At 40.6% G+C, this 20,756-nt stretch carries 20 protein-coding genes; 17 read left to right on the top strand and 3 right to left on the bottom strand.

Translation table 11 applies throughout. From position 1 onward, the window contains the following. The first annotated feature begins 665 nt into the window (after nt 1-665). From prfB to O6P32_RS13345, 4 genes are all read left to right on the top strand, one after another. Nucleotides 666-1,781, top strand: a complete 1,116-nt coding sequence (gene prfB, locus O6P32_RS13360) for a peptide chain release factor 2 (protein ID WP_178265434.1) — start codon at nt 666-668, stop codon at nt 1,779-1,781. Between the two features lie 74 nt (nt 1,782-1,855). Next, nucleotides 1,856-1,987: a hypothetical protein gene (locus O6P32_RS13355; RefSeq protein ID WP_269879018.1), complete on the top strand. Its 132-nt coding sequence runs from the start codon at nt 1,856-1,858 to the stop codon at nt 1,985-1,987. A gap of 118 nt (nt 1,988-2,105) precedes the next feature. Beyond that, nucleotides 2,106-2,591 carry a CYTH domain-containing protein gene (locus O6P32_RS13350; RefSeq protein WP_269879016.1) on the top strand — a complete coding sequence of 162 codons (486 nt, stop codon included), beginning with the start codon at nt 2,106-2,108 and terminating at the stop codon, nt 2,589-2,591. 147 nt (nt 2,592-2,738) lie between these two features. Continuing rightward, entirely contained in the window at nt 2,739-3,242 is a 504-nt protein-coding gene (locus tag O6P32_RS13345) for an RNA polymerase sigma factor (protein ID WP_178265436.1), read from the top strand. Nucleotides 3,243-3,347: 105 nt separating this feature from the next. Here O6P32_RS13345 and O6P32_RS13340 read toward each other — a convergent pair whose 3' ends face one another. Continuing rightward, a complete protein-coding gene (locus O6P32_RS13340) occupies nt 3,348-3,755 on the bottom strand; it encodes a VanZ family protein (protein ID WP_178265437.1) in 408 nt (135 codons plus the stop codon). 90 nt (nt 3,756-3,845) lie between these two features. On the opposite strand from O6P32_RS13340, the gene O6P32_RS13335 reads away from it, so the two are divergent. Beyond that, nucleotides 3,846-5,213, top strand: coding sequence for a sodium-dependent transporter (locus tag O6P32_RS13335; RefSeq protein ID WP_269879015.1), 1,368 nt, complete (start codon nt 3,846-3,848; stop codon nt 5,211-5,213). Nucleotides 5,214-5,217: 4 nt separating this feature from the next. Next, a complete protein-coding gene (locus O6P32_RS13330; RefSeq protein WP_269879014.1) occupies nt 5,218-6,111 on the top strand; it encodes a helix-hairpin-helix domain-containing protein in 894 nt (297 codons plus the stop codon). A gap of 216 nt (nt 6,112-6,327) precedes the next feature. Here O6P32_RS13330 and O6P32_RS13325 read toward each other — a convergent pair whose 3' ends face one another. Further along, the gene (locus O6P32_RS13325) at nt 6,328-7,740 is read right to left on the bottom strand and encodes an alkaline phosphatase (protein ID WP_269879013.1); all 1,413 of its coding nucleotides are present in this window, start codon (nt 7,738-7,740) and stop codon (nt 6,328-6,330) included. 143 nt (nt 7,741-7,883) lie between these two features. Here O6P32_RS13325 and O6P32_RS13320 point away from each other — a divergent pair, with 143 nt between their 5' ends. From O6P32_RS13320 to O6P32_RS13310, 3 genes are all read left to right on the top strand, one after another. Further along, nucleotides 7,884-8,831, top strand: a complete 948-nt coding sequence (locus tag O6P32_RS13320) for a fimbrillin family protein (protein ID WP_269879012.1) — start codon at nt 7,884-7,886, stop codon at nt 8,829-8,831. A gap of 123 nt (nt 8,832-8,954) precedes the next feature. After that, a complete protein-coding gene (gene xpt / locus O6P32_RS13315) occupies nt 8,955-9,524 on the top strand; it encodes a xanthine phosphoribosyltransferase (RefSeq protein WP_178265442.1) in 570 nt (189 codons plus the stop codon). Nucleotides 9,525-9,631: 107 nt separating this feature from the next. Continuing rightward, nucleotides 9,632-10,963 carry a nucleobase:cation symporter-2 family protein gene (locus O6P32_RS13310; protein WP_178265443.1) on the top strand — a complete coding sequence of 444 codons (1,332 nt, stop codon included), beginning with the start codon at nt 9,632-9,634 and terminating at the stop codon, nt 10,961-10,963. 108 nt (nt 10,964-11,071) lie between these two features. Here O6P32_RS13310 and O6P32_RS13305 read toward each other — a convergent pair whose 3' ends face one another. Further along, complete coding sequence (locus tag O6P32_RS13305) at nt 11,072-11,944, bottom strand: NAD kinase (protein WP_269879011.1); 873 nt, start codon at nt 11,942-11,944, stop codon at nt 11,072-11,074. Nucleotides 11,945-12,052: 108 nt separating this feature from the next. Between O6P32_RS13305 and O6P32_RS13300 the strand changes: the two genes are divergently transcribed. The 8 genes from O6P32_RS13300 to O6P32_RS13265 all read left to right on the top strand — a co-directional run bounded on the left by O6P32_RS13300 (nt 12,053) and on the right by O6P32_RS13265 (nt 20,567). Next, the gene (locus O6P32_RS13300) at nt 12,053-12,766 is read left to right on the top strand and encodes a pyridoxine 5'-phosphate synthase (RefSeq protein ID WP_178265445.1); all 714 of its coding nucleotides are present in this window, start codon (nt 12,053-12,055) and stop codon (nt 12,764-12,766) included. 2 nt (nt 12,767-12,768) lie between these two features. Then, complete coding sequence (locus O6P32_RS13295; RefSeq protein WP_178265446.1) at nt 12,769-13,488, top strand: MotA/TolQ/ExbB proton channel family protein; 720 nt, start codon at nt 12,769-12,771, stop codon at nt 13,486-13,488. 6 nt (nt 13,489-13,494) lie between these two features. Further along, nucleotides 13,495-13,911, top strand: a complete 417-nt coding sequence (locus O6P32_RS13290; protein WP_178265447.1) for an ExbD/TolR family protein — start codon at nt 13,495-13,497, stop codon at nt 13,909-13,911. Nucleotides 13,912-13,913: 2 nt separating this feature from the next. Further along, the gene (locus tag O6P32_RS13285; RefSeq protein ID WP_269879010.1) at nt 13,914-14,762 is read left to right on the top strand and encodes a TonB family protein; all 849 of its coding nucleotides are present in this window, start codon (nt 13,914-13,916) and stop codon (nt 14,760-14,762) included. 60 nt (nt 14,763-14,822) lie between these two features. Next, nucleotides 14,823-15,371, top strand: a complete 549-nt coding sequence (locus O6P32_RS13280; RefSeq protein WP_178265449.1) for a DJ-1 family glyoxalase III — start codon at nt 14,823-14,825, stop codon at nt 15,369-15,371. After that, a complete protein-coding gene (locus tag O6P32_RS13275; protein ID WP_269879009.1) occupies nt 15,371-16,033 on the top strand; it encodes a 2-C-methyl-D-erythritol 4-phosphate cytidylyltransferase in 663 nt (220 codons plus the stop codon). The genes O6P32_RS13280 and O6P32_RS13275 overlap by 1 nt, the downstream gene beginning before the upstream one ends. Nucleotides 16,034-16,038: 5 nt before the next feature. After that, entirely contained in the window at nt 16,039-18,138 is a 2,100-nt protein-coding gene (gene recG / locus O6P32_RS13270) for an ATP-dependent DNA helicase RecG (protein ID WP_269879008.1), read from the top strand. Between the two features lie 287 nt (nt 18,139-18,425). After that, a complete protein-coding gene (locus O6P32_RS13265) occupies nt 18,426-20,567 on the top strand; it encodes an HRDC domain-containing protein (RefSeq protein ID WP_269879007.1) in 2,142 nt (713 codons plus the stop codon). Nucleotides 20,568-20,756 lie beyond the last annotated feature (189 nt).

Here is a 20,756-nt window from a genome sequence, read left to right as displayed (position 1 = left end):
TGCCTTCTGGTGATGTCTTTGCCGCTGCCTCAGGATGTCTGTGACTCTCCAGTCTCCTTTTCTCTGCCGCCGCTGCCCCGTAGCGGGCCTTTCTCCGGTCCGGCACTGCCCCGTTCTTCTTCCTCATTTGTCATGTCTGACAGCTGAAGGATAATCTTCCCCTTTATGTAAAGAGGAAATCCTGAGTACGGCCTGCTTTATTCTTAAATCCCGTCTGATGCATGGTTTCCGGCAGCTGTAGGCAGAATCGTGTAGGAGCCCGGAAATCTCTGCGTGTTAGAATCATGGCTTGTCCGGACGTGGTGGCTATGTATATGCATCCTCTGCTTCTGAAGACTTGTTTCCTGGTTTTACGAGGCTGTCTTTTATGTTTTTGTCGTTTTATAAGCTATATACTAATTCGTGAATGAAAAAACTCGAGAATCGCTTGATATATCTTGTGGATTCTTAACCTCTTCTTTTCGTATATGTGTTTTTACTCTCCAATACTTTAGAATAAAAAAGGATTGATAAAAAGTGAACAGTGAGTTAATAAATAATCAGAAGGTAGAATTAGCTTACTTTGATAAAGGTTGATTACTCTCTTTTGAAACAATGGACTGAATCTTTTTACATATCAGAAATCTTTTTGTATTTTTGTAGCTCAGATACTTATTACCAAATACATGATTACAATAGAGCAACTTAAAGACGTGAAAGAGCGTACTGAAGCACTTTATCGCTACTTGGATATTGAAAATAAGAAAGTTCAAGTAGAAGAAGAGCAATTGCGTACGCAGGCGCCTGGTTTTTGGGATGATGCTAAGAAAGCAGAAGCTCAGATGAAGAAAGTAAAGGGCTTACAAGGCTGGATTGAAGGCTATAATGAAGTGAAGACATTATCGGACGAGCTGGAATTAGCTTTTGATTTTTATAAAGACGAATTGGTCACAGAGGAAGAGGTTGATGATGCTTATGCCAAAGCTATTCATGCTGTAGAAGAATTGGAACTGAAAAATATGCTTCGTTCTGAAGCTGACCAGATGGATTGTGTATTGAAGATTAACTCAGGAGCAGGTGGTACAGAAAGTCAGGATTGGTCTTCGATGCTAATGCGTATGTATATGCGCTGGGCTGAAAGTAATGGATATAAGCTTTCTGTTGCTAACTTGCAAGAAGGTGATGAAGCCGGTATCAAGACTGTTACCATGAATATCGAAGGAGCTTATGCTTACGGTTACTTGAAAGGCGAAAATGGTGTACACCGTTTGGTGCGTGTATCTCCTTATAATGCGCAGGGAAAGCGTATGACCTCTTTTGCTTCTGTCTTTGTAACCCCTTTGGTAGATGATTCAATTGAGGTTGTTGTAGAGCCTGCACGTTTATCATGGGATACATTCCGTAGTGGAGGAGCCGGAGGACAGAACGTAAATAAAGTAGAATCTGGAGTTCGTTTGCGTTATCAATATAAAGACCCTTATACTGGAGCAGAAGAAGAAATCCTGATTGAAAATACGGAAACACGAGATCAACCGAAGAACAAAGAAAATGCCATGCGTCAGTTGCGCTCTATTTTGTACGATAAAGAACTTCAACATCGAATGGAAGAGCAGGCTAAAGTGGAAGCTGGCAAGAAGAAAATTGAATGGGGATCTCAGATTCGAAGCTATGTGTTTGATGACAGACGCGTGAAAGACCATCGTACAAACTTCCAGACTTCAGATGTAAACGGAGTAATGGACGGAAAAATAGATGGTTTCATCAAGGCTTATTTGATGGAGTTCTCAGACAGTGAAGCATAAAATTTCTTTTTTATTGTTTTCTTTCAAAATATATTGTATTTTTGAGCTATTAGTTTCTTAAAAAATGCAATACTATGAATCAAAAGAATAGAAAACACGAAGAAAGAGAAAGAAGAGAAGCCGAAAAAGCCAATAAGCTGATTCGAAACTTGTGCATCGGATTAATTGTATTAGCTTTGATAACAATTATAGCTTATACGTGGTAATCCAATTTATATGAAGATATTGAGAGATAGTCTCCTGGATAAGTAAACATCCGGGAGACTATTTTGTTTATATAAAGTATAAAGCCGAATTTTTTATTTTAATATAAATAGAACGGACATGGCATTGGAGATAGAACGGAAATTTTTGGTATGTGATACCACTTACCGAGATTTAGCTTATGCGAAAAGCAGAATCAAACAAGGATACATTTGTAGTGCATCTGGTCGGACAGTCAGAGTTCGCATACGGGATGAAAAAGGCTTTCTGACGATAAAAGGAAAATCGGATGCCAGTGGAGTAAAGAGGTATGAATGGGAACGCGAGATTCCGCTGCAGGAAGCAGAAGAACTGATGCTTCTGTGTGAACCTGGAATTATTGATAAAACCCGCTATTTGGTAAAGAGCGGTCATCACACATTTGAGGTCGATGAATTCTATGGCGAGAACGAGGGCTTGGTAGTTGCAGAGGTTGAATTGGAGGAAGAAAATGAAATCTTTTTACGTCCATCTTTCTTAGGCGAAGAAGTAACAGGGCGGACAGAATATTATAATTCCTCTTTAATGAAAATGCCTTATACAAAATGGGGAAAATCTACCACCTGAAAACTGTTTTATAGGGGGTAAAAACTGTTTATTGATAGAAAACAGATGGTTATATGTCTGATTTTGTGGGATGTGTCTTGTGTTTTGTCTGTAATATTGCAGTGTGATTAGAACAACGAATATTAACTCTCGAAATACAAAATAATTATGAAGACAACCACATTTGCTCAGAACTTGTTGAGCATACAGACAGAACTATTTCACTTTGCATTTAAGTTGACAGCGGATCGTGAAGAAGCAAACGACCTTCTCCAAGAGACTTCTTTGAAGGCATTAGATAATGAAGAAAAATATACTTCGGAAACAAACTTTAAGGGATGGGTATATACCATCATGCGCAATATCTTTATCAATAATTATAGAAAAGTATTGCGTGACCAGACTTATGTTGATCAAACCGATAACCAGTTTTACTTGAATCAGGGAAATAATCTGGCAGAAGATTCGCTGGAAGGTTCTTATGATTTGAAGGAAATCCGTCGCACTGTAAATGAATTGCCAAAAGAATATCGCATCCCATTTATGATGTACGTATCCGGATTTAAATATCGTGAAATTGCAGATAAGTTAGGCTTACCTTTGGGTACTGTGAAAAGCCGTATTTATTTCACTCGCCAAAGATTGCAGGAAGAGTTGAAAGACTTCCGTTAAGATTTATGCATACTCTCTATCTTTAAAATTATATATTAATAACGTTTTTCGTAGACTGCATGATGCTGTGAAGCATCATGCAGTCTTTCTTTTATAAGAATGTTTCTAACGTTTTTGAGAGCCTGAAGATTTGAATTTCTGATACAAGGGTTTCCATACATAGATACCCAAGAGGCAGGCAATGCAGACACCAGTAGCATTGGCCAGTAAATCAAACCAATCTCCACTACGGTTATCGGTACATTGTGATTGCAGTATTTCAATGATACCACTGAGACAGATCGGAAAGCATATACTTCCTGCCAAAAAAGTTTTGTAATTAAAAGTCGATTGATGAAAAAGATACTCTATCCATAAGACAGTAGTCAGACCGCCATACATGCAAATATGCGCCAGCTTGTCAATATAGGGTACTTCATCCAATGAAGTCTGAGGAGGTTGGAAAAAAGACAGGTAACATATTATGATAACGATCAGTATAGATAAAGGATATGCAGTTAAATAACGTATCATATATTAATCTTTAATTTTATAGGCAAAAATACGATATTTTTTGTACTTTTGGCGCTCAAATTCGGATTAATTATAATTATTACTTCATTTATGCAACAGAAAGAGCGTATTAGTTTTGGCAGTAAGTTAGGAGCTGTTTTGGCCGCAGCTGGTTCTGCTGTAGGTTTAGGAAATATTTGGCGTTTTCCATATGAAGCAGGAAACCATGGAGGAGCGGCATTTATAATAGTATATTTAGGATGTATTTTTATTTTGGGATTACCCATTATGGTTGCTGAATTCACGATTGGACGTGGTTCGAAAGCAAGTACGGGGGAAGCATTTAAGGTCTTGGCTCCACATCCGATTTGGAAATGGGTAGGATACATTGGAGTTTTGACAGGCTTTCTTATCTTGGGATATTATTCCGTTGTAGCTGGATGGACCTTAGAATATACTTTTCAGGCTCTGACGGGTGGATTTGCCGGAAAGACCTCTGCTGAATTCATTACTTTGTTTCAGGAGTTTTCCAAAGATCCGCTAAGACCGCTTTTGTGGTTGGTAGTCTTTTTATTATTAACCCACTTTGTGGTGGTAAAAGGAGTAGAAAAGGGAATTGAACGCTCCTCTAAATTGTTGATGCCTTTACTTTTTATTTTAATTGTTTTATTGGCTATTTGTTCTTTGACTTTACCTGGAGCCAATAAAGGAGTGGAGTTTTTGTTGAAGCCAGATTTCAGTAAGGTTACTCCTGATGTCTTTTTAGGTGCAATGGGGCAGGCTTTCTTCTCTTTAAGTCTGGGTATGGGCTGTTTGTCTACCTATGCATCGTATTTTGGCAAAGAAACTCGTCTGGTACATACGGCAGCCAGTGTGGGATTGATAGATACTTTTGTCGCTGTATTGGCCGGACTGGTTATCTTTCCCGCAGCATTTTCTGTAGGTATTCAGCCAGATGCTGGTCCTGCTTTGATTTTTATTACATTGCCCAATGTCTTCCAGCAAGCATTTAGTGCAGTACCTATCTTAGCTACCGTATGCTCTGTACTGTTCTATGTACTTTTGGCTTTGGCTGCTTTGACTTCCACTATTTCACTGCATGAAGTCTCTACTGCCTTTCTGCATGAGAAGTTCCATTTCACCCGTGTCAAGGCTGCCCGTCTGATTACGGCAGGAAGTCTGCTGATTGGTATCGTATCTTCATTGGCATTAGGCGATTGGAGTGAATACACAATAGCAGGAATGAACTTGTTTGATGCTTTGGATTTCCTGACAGCAAAAATCATGTTGCCATTTGGAGGACTTTTCGCAGCTATTTTTGTGGGTTGGGTAATTGACCGGAATCTGGTCAAGAATGAAGTGACCAATTATGGTACGCTGAAAGCTCCTTTCTATCCTTTGTATATTTTCGTACTTCGTTTTGTCGCTCCTATAGGGATTACTTTGATTTTTATTAACGAGTTGGGATTACTGGGATAGTGTGATGTGGAAAGATTTTTTCTATTATTCTAAGGCCGAGCGTAGAATCATTGTATTTCTTTTGCTTCTTGCTCTGATATTGACAGGAGTTTATATCGGGATTTCCCGGAAAGACTCACCGGTTGTGGCCATGCAGAATAATGAAGAAATCGATTCCTTCTTGGTACAGCTTAAGGAGAAAGAGAAAAATGTTTCTTACAGGAAATATACCAGCAATGCTCCGGTTGTAGTCTTGCAGGAGTTCGACCCTAATACGGCCGATTCTCTGACTTTCCGTCAGCTGGGTTTGCCGTCTTTTATAGCCCGAAATATCTTACGTTATCGTGAAAAAGGTGGAGTGTTCCGTTCTCCGGAAGCTTTTGCCCGTATATATGGACTGAAAGAAGAGACATTTCAAACATTAAAGCCTTATATTGTAATCGGCGAAAGATTCAGACAACGCGATACAATGCAGCATCGTGCCTTGCCTGAAGACTCTTTGTTCATCATACAGGAAAAATACGAAGAAGGGACTGTCGTCGATTTGAATAAGGCAGATACAACAGAACTGAAATGTATTCCGGGAATAGGCAGCGGACTGGCTAAAATGATTGTGGCTTATCGTCTTCGTCTGGGAGGTTTTTATAGCGTGAACCAGTTGCAGGAAATTCCTCACGTAGGAAAGGAACTGAATAAATGGTTTGTTGTCAAAACAGATACATTGCGTAAACTCTATGTCAATCAGTTTAGTCTGGATAAACTTCGTGTCCATCCTTATATGAATTTCTACAAGGCTAAAGCTATATTGGAATACAGACGTAAGAGAGGAGCTATAAAGAATATAGCTCAGTTGTCCATGTTCGAAGAATTCACGGAAAGTGACTTGAACAAGCTGGCTCCTTACTTATCATTTGAATAAGTACGTTGGTATTCGTTATTACTCTGTGCTATGCAAGCAGAACCGTTCGTTCGACGACGTCGTATATAAAACCGGCGGTGTTGGCTGGAGAAACAACGGCGGCGACTATGCATCCGACGGCGCTGATTAGAAAACGACTTTGCAAAAAAATAGGAACAGTCCGATTGTATAAACTTCGAGACTGTTCCTGAAATAAAAGTCAATTCTGTTTTGATGTTATTCGGCAATATATCCGGCCGCTTTGGCTATTTTCATTGGGATTTCGGTGTTGTCAAGGCGTCCTTGGAACAATTCAGCTCCGGCTCCGATAGCAAATACCGGGACATATCCTGCAGAATGTCCTCCGCTGGTCCATCCTACCAAAGCTATTTCATTGATAATACGTTTGGCTTCTGCTGCGATTGGTTCGTCTTGTGAATATTCGCTTTTTTCTAATTGGATGTTCTGACCCTTAAAGCTTTCTTCGTATACTTTAGTCAGACGTGCTTCCTGTTTTTCTGTCAACTGTACTTGTTCCCAAAAGCCGAAATTCTCTTTCAAGGCTTTTTTCACAACTTCCCATGGCACATTGTTCTTGTATTGTGCGCGCAAGCCATTGATGATTCTTGTAAAGCCCACTTCGCTGACTTTCTGGTTCTTCAGAACCTGTAAATTTAACTTGTAAGCTCCTGTTCCCAATACAATACCTCCAGTTTCGTGGTCTGCGGTGATTACAATCAGTGTTTCATCCGGATGCTGTGCATAGAATTCATAAGCTACTTTTACTGCATTATCCAAATCCATCACTTCGTGGAAAACAGTAGCCGCGTCATTGCTGTGGCAAGCCCAGTCTATTTTTCCGCCTTCTACCATCAGGAAAAAGCCTTTGGAAGGTTCTTTTGTCAAGAAGTTGATGGCAGAACGTGTAATATCACTCAGAGTCAAATCTCCTTTTTTACGGTCGATGGCGTAGGGGATAGATCCTCGTTCTGTTTGAGAGGCCTTTTCTGTCTGGAATAGAATCATTTTGTCTGCTTTCTTGCTTTTTTTCAGATAGTCTTTATATCCTCTTGCAATGGTATATCCGTTTGCTTCTGCCAGATTGTATAAACTTTCTGCTTTTCCTTTTTTGTCGGGATCGAGGAAGTCTGATCCGGCATAAAAGTCGAATCCTGTTTTATACAGGTCACATCCCATTTCATAATAGTTGTTTCTATCTGCATTATGTGCATAAAAAGCAGTCGGAGTAGCATGGTCTACACTTACACTGGTAGCTACTCCTACTTTGTAACCACTGTTTTGTGCCCATACAGCTATACTGTTTACAGAAGTCTGCTGATCCTTTTCCATTCCGATAGTACCGTTTTTGGTCTTGTGTCCACTTGCAAGAGCTGTTCCTCCAGCTGCGGAATCGGTTACTCCATTGGTTGCAGAGAATGTCGTAGCTACTGTGGCATAAGGATATTGGGCAAATTGAATGGGGGTGATTCCGATTTTGCCTTCCAGTTCACCCCTGTACAGTTCTGTTCCCTGTACTTGGTTTACTCCCATACCGTCGCCTATGAAATAAAATACATACTTAGGCTGCTGTGCAAATGTCAGGCAAGCTGACACAATAAGAAATGCACTTAAAAGAAATCGTTTATTCATGAGTTGTGTTTTTAAGATGTTTTCTGAGAACAAAAATACGAAAAAGAAAAATGAATGAAAGTAAGGCTGGAAAAAATACCTACATGTGGGTATAGAAAATTGGAAGGCGGCGTTATAAAATGTAACATATTAATTAAAATATTATGAAGAAACATTTAATTTTAAGTGGATGCCTTTGCATCTTGTTGTGTGCGAGTTGTCAAAAGAGTGAAAATATGGATAATGATGATTTATCCTTGAGTATGCAGGCAATGGTAGAAGGAGCTAATTTAGGGAGAACTACTACGACTTCTGCCGGAAAGACTTCTTTTGCAGCTGAAGATGCGGTAGGATTCTTTATGCCTGGACAGCAGGAAAATGCGGTAAAATGGAATTATACAGGAAGTGGATGGAACTCAGAAACACCTCTTTACTGGCCTAATCAGACAGAGTCTTTTGAATTTTGTGCTTTTTATCCTTATGTGGAGGAGGCAGAACGTACTCGTATACCGATGCCGGATTTAAGTACCCAAACGGGAGAACTGGAGAATCTTGGGCAGTTTGACTTCTTGGCAGCCCGTTGTACAACCAATTATGGGGCTGAAAATGGAGTTGTAGCATTTAAAGGGGAATCGTCGTTCAAACATATTTATAGTCTGATAATGGTTACATTGAAAAAAGATGCAGCCGACAAAACCATGACGCTGAAGACAATGAAATTTGAAGGACAAAATATTGTTGCACCTCATTATTATTGCTTTGATTCGGAAGGTACAGACCATATGCAGATGGCTGACGGTGTAGTGAAAAAAGATGCATTGGAGTTGGTAAAAGAAGTCAGTATTGAGGAAGAAGGATATGCAAGCATGGTGTTAATTAATCCTTCAGTACTGGAAACTCCGTTGAATTTTTCCATTACTTACGAACGGGATGGAAATTCTTATACAGCTACTACAGATAAGATGGGTACGACTTTTGAGTCGGGTAAAATATATAAGTATACCATTCGGGTGAAAAAAGAAACTTTGGAAATTGTAGGTAATGAAATCACTGATTGGGTTTCCGGAGGAGCTTTGGAAGATATTTTTGTAGATGAAACTCCGGTAGAATAAGATTTTGCCGAGGCTTGCTTCTTTTTCGCTATTTTGCTTTCTCTGTCTTGTCGGAAATACGATAAAAACGCGTACCTTTGCAGAAATTTTAATATTACGTTGGTTAAAAGCTCTGTTTAGCGTATGAAAGCACTCAAGGAACGAATCTTGAAAGATGGAAAATGTTTCGAAGGCGGAATTTTGAAGGTTGATAATTTCATCAATCACCAGATGGATCCGATTTTGATGAAGTCAATGGCAGTAGAATTTGTGCGTCGTTTTGCCAGCACAAGAATTAATAAGGTAATGACTATCGAAGCGAGTGGTATTGCTCCTGCTATCATGGTTGGATATTTATTGGAACTTCCGGTTGTGTTTGCAAAGAAAAAGAAACCAAGCACAATGGAAAACATGCTGACTACTACCGTGTACTCGTTTACTAAGGATCGTTCTTATGACGTGTGTGTAAGCAAAGATTATCTTGCTCCGGGTGACAAAGTCCTGTTTATCGATGACTTTCTTGCTAACGGTAATGCTGCGAAAGGTATTATTGACTTGGTACAGAAAGCCGGAGCTGAGTTGGTGGGTATGGGCTTCCTGATTGAAAAGTCCTTCCAGCACGGAGGAGATTATTTGCGAGGTCAAGGTATCCATGTTGAGTCATTGGCCATTATTGAAAGTCTGGAAGATTGTAAAATTAAAATAAAAGAGTAGTATTTTTTTGAGATTATACTTCGGGCAAATATAGAATGCTATGTTTGTCCGAAGTTATTTATTGGATAACAAATGTTTTTCTCACATAAAAAGTAAGCATATATTAAATGGAAAAAGAACAGGCTATGGCTTCGGGAGCGGGGCTGATTTACGGACTGAATGATCGTCCACCTTTGAAAGAAACTATTTTTGCAGCATTGCAGCATTTGCTGGCTATTTTTGTTGCTATTATTACTCCACCGTTGATTATTGCCGGAGCTTTAAAACTTGATTTGGAAACTACAGGTTTTCTGGTATCAATGGCATTGTTTGCATCAGGTGTATCAACTTTTATTCAATGTCGCAGACTGGGACCTGTGGGTTGTGGACTTCTTTGTATTCAAGGAACCAGTTTTTCGTTTATCGGACCTATTATTTCTGCTGGATTAACCGGCGGACTTTCTGCTATCTTTGGAGCTTGTATTGTTGCTTCATCTGTAGAAATGGTTATAAGCCGTGTTCTGAAATATACAAGAAAGGTAATCACTCCACTTGTATCCGGTATTGTGGTGACTCTGATTGGTATGAGTTTGATTAAAGTGGGTGTTTCTGCTTGTGGAGGAGGAGCAGTCGCTCAGGCAAACGGTACATTCGGGGCCTTAGAGCATGTAGGGCTGGCGGCTTTGGTACTTGTTTTGATTATTTTCTTTAACCGGAGTTCAAATCGTTATCTGCGAATGAGCTCAATCGTAATTGGATTGATTGTAGGATATATAGTAGCTTGGGCTTTAGGTATGGTCGATTTCTCTTCTGTACAGAGCTATGGAGGATTCAATATTCCTATTCCTTTCCGTTACGGTCTTTCTTTTGATATCTCTTCTATTATTGCACTGGCACTGGTGTATTTGATTACTGCAATTGAAGCTTATGGAGATATTACTGCCAATTCACTTATCTCAGGTGAGCCGGTTGAAGGTGAGAAATTTGTAAAACGTGCTTCTGGAGGTATATTGGCCGATGGCTTTAACTCTATGCTGGCAGGTGTATTCAATTCTTTCCCTAACTCTATTTTTGCACAGAATAATGGAATGATTCAGCTTACTGGGGTGGCAAGCCGCTATGTAGGTTATTTTATTGCAGGATTCTTGATCTTGTTGGGCTTGTTCCCGGCTGTAGGATTGGTATTCTCGTTGATGCCGGAACCTGTTTTGGGAGGAGCTACTTTGCTGATGTTTGGAACGGTAGCTGCTGCAGGTATACGTATTATTGCTGCTCAAAAGATAGATCGTAAGGCTACTTTGGTGATGGCATTAAGTTTTTCTTTTGGTCTGAGTGTAGAACTGGTGCCCGATATCTTGAGCCAGTTGCCAGAAGTATTGCGTAATATTTTTGCATCCGGTATTACTACAGGAGGTGTAACTGCTATTCTTGCTAATTTGCTGATACGTATTAAAGAATAAGACTGATTCTTGTAACGGCTCTGTCTGCCAAGAATCATATAGATGATAGAAAAAGACCGCTGGAAGATGAAATTCCAGCGGTCTTTTTTACTTGTATGGTGAGATTCATTATTTACGGTTGTCTGCTCCCCACATCATTTTTTCACGGAGAGTATTGAAAAACGAATGTTGACAGCGTTTTACAATATAGATAGGATAATTAGCTTTACGGATAGTCAGTTGGCAACCTTCTCGGCAAGTTTCACTTCTTCCGTCTACTGCTACAAGAAAGTTGTGGCTTCTGCTTTCTACTTGCAACGTAATTTCCCAGTCGTCTCGAATCACAATGGGGCGGACATTTAAGCTGTGTGGTGCTACGGGAGTCAGGCTGATAGTGCCGCTTTGGGGAACTAAAATAGGACCTCCTACACTCAATGAATATCCTGTAGACCCGGTAGGGGTAGAGATAATAAGTCCGTCTGCCTGATAAACATTCAGCAGTTCTCCATTGATATACGCATGGATGGTAATCATCGATGAACTGTCTCTCTTTAGGATAGCTATTTCATTCAGCCCGTAAGGATAGCCTTTTAAAATCTGTCCTTTGCAAAGTAAATGCAGTACACGTCTTTCCTCTGTCTGATATTTGTGTTGATAGATTTCGTCGAAGGCTTCTTCCATTTGTTCTGGCGAAATATCAGCCAGAAATCCTAACCGCCCTGTGTTAATTCCCAAAATAGGAATCCTTTTATTGCCTACACGGCTTGCAGTCTTTAGAAAGGTTCCGTCTCCTCCAATACTTAAAGCCATATCGGCCGTAAAATTGTTCCCTTCAATGACTTCAACATCTGTAAAATCAGTGTCTGTTACTTTCTTCAGAAATTCATAGAAGTCGGCACTGATACATATTTGCGCATCCTTTTTACGAAGAATCTCCAGCAATCGGGTAGTGTGAGCTGATTTTTGAGCTTGATAAGTATTTCCAAAGATGGCAAATTTCATTGTTTCTTGTATATAGTGTACGGTTTTTAACTTATAATCATGGCCGGTATTTCATAAAATCGGCTAACTTTGCAAGTTGTAGTTGCAAAGATATAAATAAAAACGAATATGACTAAATTAAGTGTGAATATAAACAAAGTGGCCACTTTGCGTAATGCCCGTGGTGGAAACAATCCTAACGTACTGAAAGTAGCATTGGATTGTGAGGCGTTTGGGGCAGATGGTATTACAGTACATCCTCGGCCGGACGAACGACATATACGTTATGCAGATGTATATGATTTAAGACCTTTGCTGAAAACTGAATTTAATATAGAAGGTTATCCTTCCAAAGAGTTTATTGACCTCGTGTTGAAAGTAAAGCCACATCAGGTTACACTGGTACCTGACGCACCAGGGCAGATTACATCGAATGCGGGCTGGGACACAAAGACGAATTGTGAGTTCCTGACAGAATTGATGGATACTTTTGGAGAAGCAGGTATCCGTACTTCTATTTTTGTAGGAACCGAACCCGAAATGATAGAATATGCAGCTAAAACCGGAGCAGACCGTGTAGAACTTTATACCGAACCTTATGCTTCTCTTTATGCCAAGAATCCGGAAGCTGCTGTAGCTCCTTTTGTAGAAGCGGCCAAGTTGGTCAGAAAATTAGGAATGGGACTTAATGCCGGACATGATTTAAGTCTGGAGAATCTGAAATATTTCCGTCAGCATATTGCTTGGCTGGATGAAGTATCGATTGGTCATGCATTGATATGCGATGCGCTTTATTTAGGATTGAAGAAAACAATAGAAGAATATAAACAATGTCTTTTATAAGTATGATGACACTAACTTTATTGACAGCAATGCAAGCTGCTGCTGAAACTGTTACCGGTGAAAACCCGGTATTGACTCCTGTTGCTTCGGGAGAACCGGAAATGAATCTTTTTGATATGGCCTGTAAGGGAGGCTGGATTATGATTGTACTGGCCTTGATGTCGGTGGTTGCATTTTATATTTTCTTCGAACGCGCTGCGGCTATTCGTAAGGCTGGAAAGGAAGATCCGCTTTTTATGGAACGTATCCGCGATTATATAAAGAGTGGAGAAATCAAGTCGGCTATCAACTATTGCCGTATGGCCAATACTCCTTCTGCACGAATGATTGAGAAAGGAATCACTCGTATGGGAAGACCGGTGGCCGATGTACAGGCTGCTATTGAGAATACCGGAAATATCGAAGTGGCTAAACTGGAAAATGGTTTGTCTATCATGGCTACTATTTCGAGTGGAGCTCCTATGATTGGTTTCTTGGGTACTGTATTGGGTATGGTGCGTGCATTCTGGAATATGGCTAATGCCGGAAACAATATTGATATTACACTCTTGTCGAGTGGTATTTATGAGGCAATGATTACTACTGTAGGTGGACTGGTTGTAGGTATTGCAGCTATGTTTGCATACAATCATCTCGTATATCGGGTAGATAAGGTGGTTAGCCAGATGGAAGCCCGTACAATGGCTTTCATGGATTTACTCAATGAACCGATTGAAAAATAATAGCTTATGGCACTGAAAAGAAGACAAAAAATATCTCCAAGCTTCAGTATGTCGTCTATGACAGACCTCATTTTCTTGTTGCTGATATTTTTTATGATTACTTCTACCATGGTTTCGCCAAATGCCATTAAAGTTTTGTTGCCGCAAGGATCGGAGCAAACTTCAGCCAAACCTATGGCAAGGGTAATTATTGATAAAGACTTGAATTATTATGGTGCGTTTGGCAAGGAAGATGAAATGCCTTTGTCTATAGAGGAAGTACCGGCCTTTTTACAGGAATGTGCGCAAAAGGAACCGGAGATGTATGTGGCTTTGTACGCAGACGAATCCATCCCTTATCGTGAGGTGGTACGCATTCTGAATATTGCAAACGAGAATCATTACAAAATGGTGCTGGCTACCCGCCGCCCAGATAAGAAGTAATCATGAAACAAAATAAAGTAACAGGAATAATCGGTACAGCCGTATTGCATGTGGTAGTATTGGTCTTGCTGCTCTTGCTTACGCTTTCCCGTCCGGAACCGCAGGAAGAGGGGGGAGTACCTGTTATGTTTGGTGATACGGAGCAATCGCAGGGAGAGTCCGATCCTTATACAATGACCGAAGTGGATATTGTATCTCAACCGGAAACGGCAGAACCTCAACCTGTGCAAGAGGAGGTAAAAGTGGAACAACCTCTCATCACTCAGGCTGATGAACCTTCCATACAGGTAAAGAAAGAAGAAAAGAAGAAAAAGGAGGAAAAGAAAAAACAACAGAAGGAAACTACCCAAACACCTAAAAAGGAAACTGTACCGGCAAAGGTAGTCAAAGAGAAAACGGAAGCAGAGAAACGTGCGGAAGCAGAACGAGCCGCTGCACAGGCTGCGGCCAACAAGATTGCCGGAGCTTTTGGTAAAGGTTCTCAGATGGGTAGCAAAGGGACATCAAATACGGGTACTGGTATTCAGGGTAGTCCTACAGGAAACAGTAATGCGGGTAATACGACTGGAGAAGGAGGATATGGAACCTTTGACTTGAACGGGCGTTCGCTTGGACAGGGTGGTCTGCCAAAACCTGCATATACAGTACAAGATGAAGGACGTGTTGTCGTTACGATTGTGGTCAATCCTGCCGGTCAGGTAATTAGTACTAGTATTAATAAGCGTACTAATACGGTCAATCCTACTTTACGTAAGGCTGCTGAGGAGGCTGCACGGAAAGCGCGCTTTAATGCGATTTCTGGAGTGAACAATCAGACTGGAACGATTACATATTATTTTAAATTGAAATAGAAATCGGAAGAATAGGGAATGCGAAAGCAGTTTCTGTACTTCATTAAAAATAAGTTGCTTATGAAAACTATTTGTATTTTTTTAGCCGAAGGCTTTGAAGAAATGGAAGCCATGTTCCCTTTGGACATCATGCGTCGAGGTGGATTGGAAGTGAGAACAGTTTCTGTAACAGGGAACAAAACTGTAGTTAGTTCGCATGGAGTACCTATTGTAGCCGATGTCTTGTTTGAAGATTTGAAGGAAGAAGATGTTGAAATGATCGTTTTGCCGGGTGGACTACCAGGAGCTACCAATTTGGATGCGCATGCAGGTCTTGATAAACTGATTATGTCGTTTGCTGCTGCCGGAAAACCGTTGGCTGCTATTTGTGCGGCTCCATTGGTATATGGTAAACGTGGACTGTTGAAAGGTAAGAAGGCAACTTGTTACCCGGGATTTGACAAATTCCTGGAAGGAGCTGAATATACAGGCAATATGGTAGAACGTGTAGACAACTTCATTTTGGGAAAAGGTCCCGGAGCTGCATGGGAATTTGGTTTTGCAATACTGGAGAAGTTTGCGGGAGCCGAAAAAGTGAAAGAAGTTAAAAACGGCATGTTGATTGCCTGATGAAAAAATATGTAATTATTGTTGCGGGCGGAAAAGGTCTTCGTATGGGAGGTGAAATCCCCAAGCAGTTTATACCGGTAAAAGGGAAACCGGTATTGATGCGTACTCTTGAGGCCTTTTATGCTTATGACAATCAGATAGAATTAATTGTTGTTCTTCCGGTAGCCCAACAGGACTACTGGAAGCAACTTTGTGTGCAATATGGCTTTACTTTACCTCATCGTATAGCTGATGGAGGAGAAACCCGTTTCCATTCTGTTCGTAATGGGCTGAGGCTGGTAGATGGAGAAGGAATCGTAGGAGTACACGACGGAGTCCGTCCTTTTGTTTCTCAGGAGGTAATTGCTTCTTGCTATGATATGGCTGCGTTGAAACATGCTGTGATTCCGGTGATTGATGTGGTAGAAACTGTTCGTCATATCGTATCTGCTGAAGACAGTGAAACGGTGCCTCGAGATTGCTATAAATTAGTACAAACTCCGCAGGTTTTCACCACGGAAGTGTTGAAGCGTGCCTATGCGCAAGAGTATATTCCAGCTTTCACCGATGATGCTTCTGTAGTAGAAGCTTTGGGATTACCTGTGTATCTGGTAGCGGGAAATCGGGAAAATATCAAATTAACTACACCTTTTGATTTGAAAGTAGCAGAGGTGCTGATCTGAAAAAGATGTTCGACTTATCTACACGTGACATTAAATATTTGCAGGGAGTAGGGCCGCAGCGTGCAGCCATTTTAAACAAGGAACTTCAAATTTATTCCTTGAGGGACTTGTTGTACTATTTCCCATATAAATATGTAGACCGGAGCAGGCTGTATTATATTCATGAAATAGACGGTAATATGCCGTATATTCAGCTGAAGGGAGAAGTCTTGAGCTTTGAAACAATAGGAGAAGGCAGGCAAAGGCGTTTGGTCGGCCATTTCTCCGATGGTACAGGTATAGTCGACCTGGTTTGGTTTCAAGGCTTGAAGTATGTCATGGGTAAATATAAGGCGCATGAGGAATATATCGTCTTTGGGAAGCCTACGGTATTCAACGGACGAATTAATATTGCACATCCGGATATTGATCCGGCTGGTGAGTTGACTTTGTCTTCAATGAGGATGCAACCTTATTATAATACGACAGAGAAGATGAAGCGGAGTGGGCTCAATTCGCATACATTGGAGAAACTGATGAAGAATCTGTTTCAAACCTTGCAATGCGAAGTGATAGATGAGACACTTAGTCCTCAGCTTATTCATACTCATCGCCTGATGCCACTTACTGAAGCTCTTTATAATATTCATTTTCCACAAAGTCCCGATTTGCTGCGTAAGGCTCAGTATCGTCTCAAGTTTGAAGAATTGTTTTATATTCAACTGAATATTTTACGCTATACCAAGGAACGGCGCAATAAGTTTCGGGGATTACTGTTCGAACGCGTGGGAGAAGTTTTCAACACCTTTTATTCACGGAATCTTCCTTTTCAATTAACAGGGGCGCAGAAGCGTGTGATTAAAGAAATGCGCCGCGATATGGGGAGTGGAAGACAGATGAACCGGCTGTTGCAGGGAGATGTGGGAAGTGGAAAAACCTTAGTGGCTCTGATGACGATGTTGATAGCTTTAGACAATGGTTATCAGGCTTGTATGATGGCTCCTACAGAGATTCTTGCTACACAGCATTACGAAACTATCCGCCGTTTTTTAGAAGGAATGGATGTACGTGTAGAGTTATTGACGGGGACTGTGAAAGGGAAGCGAAGGGAGACGATTCTTCGTGACTTATTAACAGGGGCTGTTAATATCTTGATTGGAACGCATGCGGTGATTGAAGATACTGTGAATTTCTCATCGTTGGGGTTGGTGGTGATTGATGAACAGCACCGTTTCGGAGTTGCCCAACGTGCCAAACTATGGGCAAAGAATACGTGTCCCCCTCATGTACTGGTAATGACGGCTACCCCTATTCCACGTACGCTGGCAATGACGTTATACGGAGATTTGGATGTGTCGGTGATTGATGAGCTTCCTCCGGGAAGAAAGCCTATTCAGACGGTGCATCAGTTCGATAATCGCCGTGCTTCGATGTATGCATTTATCCGGAAACAGATTCAGGAAGGAAGACAGGCCTACATTGTGTATCCGTTGATTCAGGAAAGTGAAAAGATGGATATTAAGAATCTGGAGGAGGGCTACCTGCATATTTGTGAAGAGTTTCCCGAGTATAAGGTAAGTAAGGTGCATGGAAAGATGAAGCCGGCCGAAAAGGATGAGGAAATGCAGCGCTTTCTTGCAAATGAAACCCAGATAATGGTAGCTACTACTGTGATTGAAGTAGGAGTAAATGTGCCCAATGCTTCTGTAATGGTAATAGAAAATGCCGAACGGTTTGGTTTGTCGCAGTTGCATCAGTTGCGCGGACGTGTAGGGCGTGGAGCCGATCAGTCTTATTGCATTCTGGTGACAGGGTATAAGCTTACAGAAGAAACCCGTAAGCGAATTGAGATTATGGTGCAGACCAACGATGGTTTTGAAATAGCGGAGGCTGATTTGAAACTTCGTGGACCTGGCGATTTGGAAGGTACCCAGCAAAGTGGAGTGGCTTTTGACTTGAAAATTGCAGATATAGCTCGTGACGGTCAGTTGTTGCAATATGTACGTGAAGTCGCGGAAAAACTCCTTGATAGCGATCCGAATGGAGTGCTTCCGGAAAATGCAATCGTGTGGAGACAGCTGAAAGAGCTCCGCAAGAAGAACGTAAACTGGTCTGTGATCAGCTGAGAACAGGGATGTTTAAGTATGGAAAAACGTGACTTGTCACATCAGCCAACGCGACAAGTCACGTTAGCGATCGATACTTGTATCGTTGGCCGATGTGACAAGTCGCGTTTTTTGCGGTATTATTATTATGAAAAACAGACAGAATTGCTTTTGTTGCCTGTCCTTTTTATTTATGGAATATGCGTAAGTTTTTTCATTTTATGATATGGGTTGTATTCAGTTAAGGTGCTTTATCTGTATCTTTGTTTTGTTTCCGTTTTTTTATGCAATCAATTTAATTCAATGCTATGAATACTAATCCAGAACTGGAACTGGCCAATACATTAATCGGTCAGACAGGAACAAATGTATTTCTGACAGGAAAGGCAGGAACCGGTAAAACTACATTCTTACGCTCGTTGGTGAAGGATTCGCCTAAAAGAATGATTATTTTGGCGCCTACAGGTATTGCCGCAATTAATGCTGGTGGAATGACTATTCATTCTTTTTTTCAACTACCCTTTGCGCCTTATGTTCCGGGAACTGCATTTGGGGGTGACGCACAGTATCGTTTTCGCTTTGGAAGAGAAAAACTGAACATAATGCGGAGCATCGATTTGCTTGTCATCGACGAGATTAGTATGGTGAGAGCCGATTTGTTGGATGCAGTAGATGATGTATTGCGTAGATTTAGAAGAAATGATAGACCTTTTGGCGGTGTCCAACTTTTGTTGATAGGAGATGTTCAACAGTTGCCTCCAGTGGTAAAGAGTGAAGAATGGCAATTGCTATCGGAGTATTATGACTCGCCTTATTTCTTTTCAAGTCGGGCTTTAAGGGAAACTTCTTTTTGCACAATTGAACTGAAAACGGTGTATCGGCAGAATGATATTCATTTTTTAGAGTTGCTTAATGCTGTCAGGGAGAATCGTTGTACAGAGAAAGAAATTTCCATGCTTAATAGTCGGTATATCCCCGAGGAGAATATGATAGGTGATAAGGGGTATATTCGTCTTACGACTCATAATTTGCAAGCTCAGCAGATAAACCGAATGAAAATGGATGAGTTGCCGGTTGAGGCTTATACATTTAAGGCTGCAATAGAAGGCAATTTCCCGGAGTATTCTTATCCTACGGATTTGGAATTGGAATTGAAAGAAGGAGCGCAAGTGATGTTTGTGAAGAATGATATTTCGGGTGAGTATCGATATGCGAATGGTACCATAGGTAGGGTAGTGTCTTTGTCGGAACAGAATATTAAGGTGAAGATTGATGGTACTGGAGCGGAAGTGGATGTACAGGAGGCGGAATGGACTAATGCAAGATATAAATTGGATAAGGAGTCGAAAGAGATAGTTGAAGAAATAGAAGGAACCTTTAAGCAATATCCACTGAAATTGGCTTGGGCTATTACAGTACATAAAAGTCAGGGACTTACTTTCGATAAAGCAATAATTGATGTTTCTGCTGCATTTGCTCATGGACAGGCGTATGTGGCGCTTAGTCGCTGCCGGACTTTGGAGGGGGTGGTCTTGAATGCACCTATTGGACCAGGAGTAGTGATAAGTGATAGAGTTATTGACCGTTTTAACAATGAAACTCGTAATTCAAATCCTACGCAAGAACAGTGTATGGCTATGCGGAAAAGTTATTTTGGAGAATTGCTGAAACAACTTTTCGGTTTTGGAAGAATAAAAATGTTGCTGGTGCATTATCTCAGGTTATTGGATGAATATTTGTATAAAATATATCCGGCTCAAATAAAGTTGTATCAAGCTGAAGTAGAGAGGTTGGGAAAAGAACTCTGCGAGGTAAGTATTAAATTTGAGAATCAGTATATGCGCCTTTTATCACACTCTGTTGATTGTGAATTGGATAAGATGCTTCAAGACAGGATACATAGTGCCACAAGATATTTTGGGGATACTTTAAAGCCTTTGCAGGAGTTGATGGATAGTACGGAGATAGAGGTGGATAATAAAGAGTTGAGAAAAAAACTGGATGAGGCTTGGGGAGAATTATCTGATGCTGTTCGTATTAAATCAGCCTTATTGGAGTTTGTTTTTGATAATGGATTTCAAGTGCAGGATTTTTTGCGTAAACGTTCGGTGTTGAGCATGCGAGAAAAAGACTCTGAAAAAGTAAAGAAACGTGAGAAGAAACAGAAAAAAAATGTTGTAGCCAATGGTGATATTGGGAATATTGCTGTATATCGAGCCTTAATAGGGTGGCGTAAAGAGGAGGCTGAAAGGCGAGGAGTGCCGGTGTATACCATATTGCAACAAAAAGCTATTTTAGGATTGTCTAATTGTTTTCCTGCTGATGAGCGTGAACTGCTTCATATTCCTTATATAGGTAAAAAGTGTGTGGAGAAGTATGGTAAAATTATTTTGGAGATTATGGCGCAATATCAGGAGAGGAGTGGAAATGGTATAAGTGGGGAGGGTTAAAACAGAGAAATTACGAATCTGTGAATGAATTTCCCGTTTGTTGTTCTTTGGGTATCAGTGCTTATATTATATAATAATGTATATATAGTTCTCTTCAGAAAGTCTTCTTGCAGAAAAACAGTTCATAAAACCTGCTGTAAAACAGTTATTTGCAAAAATGTTTGAAAAAAGTTGTAAAAAAAGTGTGTA

The sequence above is a fragment of the Phocaeicola acetigenes genome (assembly GCF_027529745.1).
Lineage (GTDB): Bacteria > Bacteroidota > Bacteroidia > Bacteroidales > Bacteroidaceae > Phocaeicola > Phocaeicola acetigenes.
Note: the sequence above shows the minus strand (reverse complement) of the source record. Positions and strands in the feature narration are given on the sequence as shown.

Excerpts from the sequence above, each read along its gene's own strand:
- prfB (WP_178265434.1), top strand. The coding sequence starts at position 666 with ATGATTACAATAGAGCAACTTAAAGACGTGAAAGAGCGTACTGAAGCA.
- O6P32_RS13355 (WP_269879018.1), top strand. The coding sequence starts at position 1,856 with ATGAATCAAAAGAATAGAAAACACGAAGAAAGAGAAAGAAGAGAAGCC.
- O6P32_RS13350 (WP_269879016.1), top strand. The coding sequence starts at position 2,106 with ATGGCATTGGAGATAGAACGGAAATTTTTGGTATGTGATACCACTTAC.
- O6P32_RS13345 (WP_178265436.1), top strand. The coding sequence starts at position 2,739 with ATGAAGACAACCACATTTGCTCAGAACTTGTTGAGCATACAGACAGAA.
- O6P32_RS13340 (WP_178265437.1), bottom strand. The coding sequence starts at position 3,755 with ATGATACGTTATTTAACTGCATATCCTTTATCTATACTGATCGTTATC.
- O6P32_RS13335 (WP_269879015.1), top strand. The coding sequence starts at position 3,846 with ATGCAACAGAAAGAGCGTATTAGTTTTGGCAGTAAGTTAGGAGCTGTT.
- O6P32_RS13330 (WP_269879014.1), top strand. The coding sequence starts at position 5,218 with ATGTGGAAAGATTTTTTCTATTATTCTAAGGCCGAGCGTAGAATCATT.
- O6P32_RS13325 (WP_269879013.1), bottom strand. The coding sequence starts at position 7,740 with ATGAATAAACGATTTCTTTTAAGTGCATTTCTTATTGTGTCAGCTTGC.
- O6P32_RS13320 (WP_269879012.1), top strand. The coding sequence starts at position 7,884 with ATGAAGAAACATTTAATTTTAAGTGGATGCCTTTGCATCTTGTTGTGT.
- xpt (WP_178265442.1), top strand. The coding sequence starts at position 8,955 with ATGAAAGCACTCAAGGAACGAATCTTGAAAGATGGAAAATGTTTCGAA.
- O6P32_RS13310 (WP_178265443.1), top strand. The coding sequence starts at position 9,632 with ATGGAAAAAGAACAGGCTATGGCTTCGGGAGCGGGGCTGATTTACGGA.
- O6P32_RS13305 (WP_269879011.1), bottom strand. The coding sequence starts at position 11,944 with ATGAAATTTGCCATCTTTGGAAATACTTATCAAGCTCAAAAATCAGCT.
- O6P32_RS13300 (WP_178265445.1), top strand. The coding sequence starts at position 12,053 with ATGACTAAATTAAGTGTGAATATAAACAAAGTGGCCACTTTGCGTAAT.
- O6P32_RS13295 (WP_178265446.1), top strand. The coding sequence starts at position 12,769 with ATGATGACACTAACTTTATTGACAGCAATGCAAGCTGCTGCTGAAACT.
- O6P32_RS13290 (WP_178265447.1), top strand. The coding sequence starts at position 13,495 with ATGGCACTGAAAAGAAGACAAAAAATATCTCCAAGCTTCAGTATGTCG.
- O6P32_RS13285 (WP_269879010.1), top strand. The coding sequence starts at position 13,914 with ATGAAACAAAATAAAGTAACAGGAATAATCGGTACAGCCGTATTGCAT.
- O6P32_RS13280 (WP_178265449.1), top strand. The coding sequence starts at position 14,823 with ATGAAAACTATTTGTATTTTTTTAGCCGAAGGCTTTGAAGAAATGGAA.
- O6P32_RS13275 (WP_269879009.1), top strand. The coding sequence starts at position 15,371 with ATGAAAAAATATGTAATTATTGTTGCGGGCGGAAAAGGTCTTCGTATG.
- recG (WP_269879008.1), top strand. The coding sequence starts at position 16,039 with ATGTTCGACTTATCTACACGTGACATTAAATATTTGCAGGGAGTAGGG.
- O6P32_RS13265 (WP_269879007.1), top strand. The coding sequence starts at position 18,426 with ATGAATACTAATCCAGAACTGGAACTGGCCAATACATTAATCGGTCAG.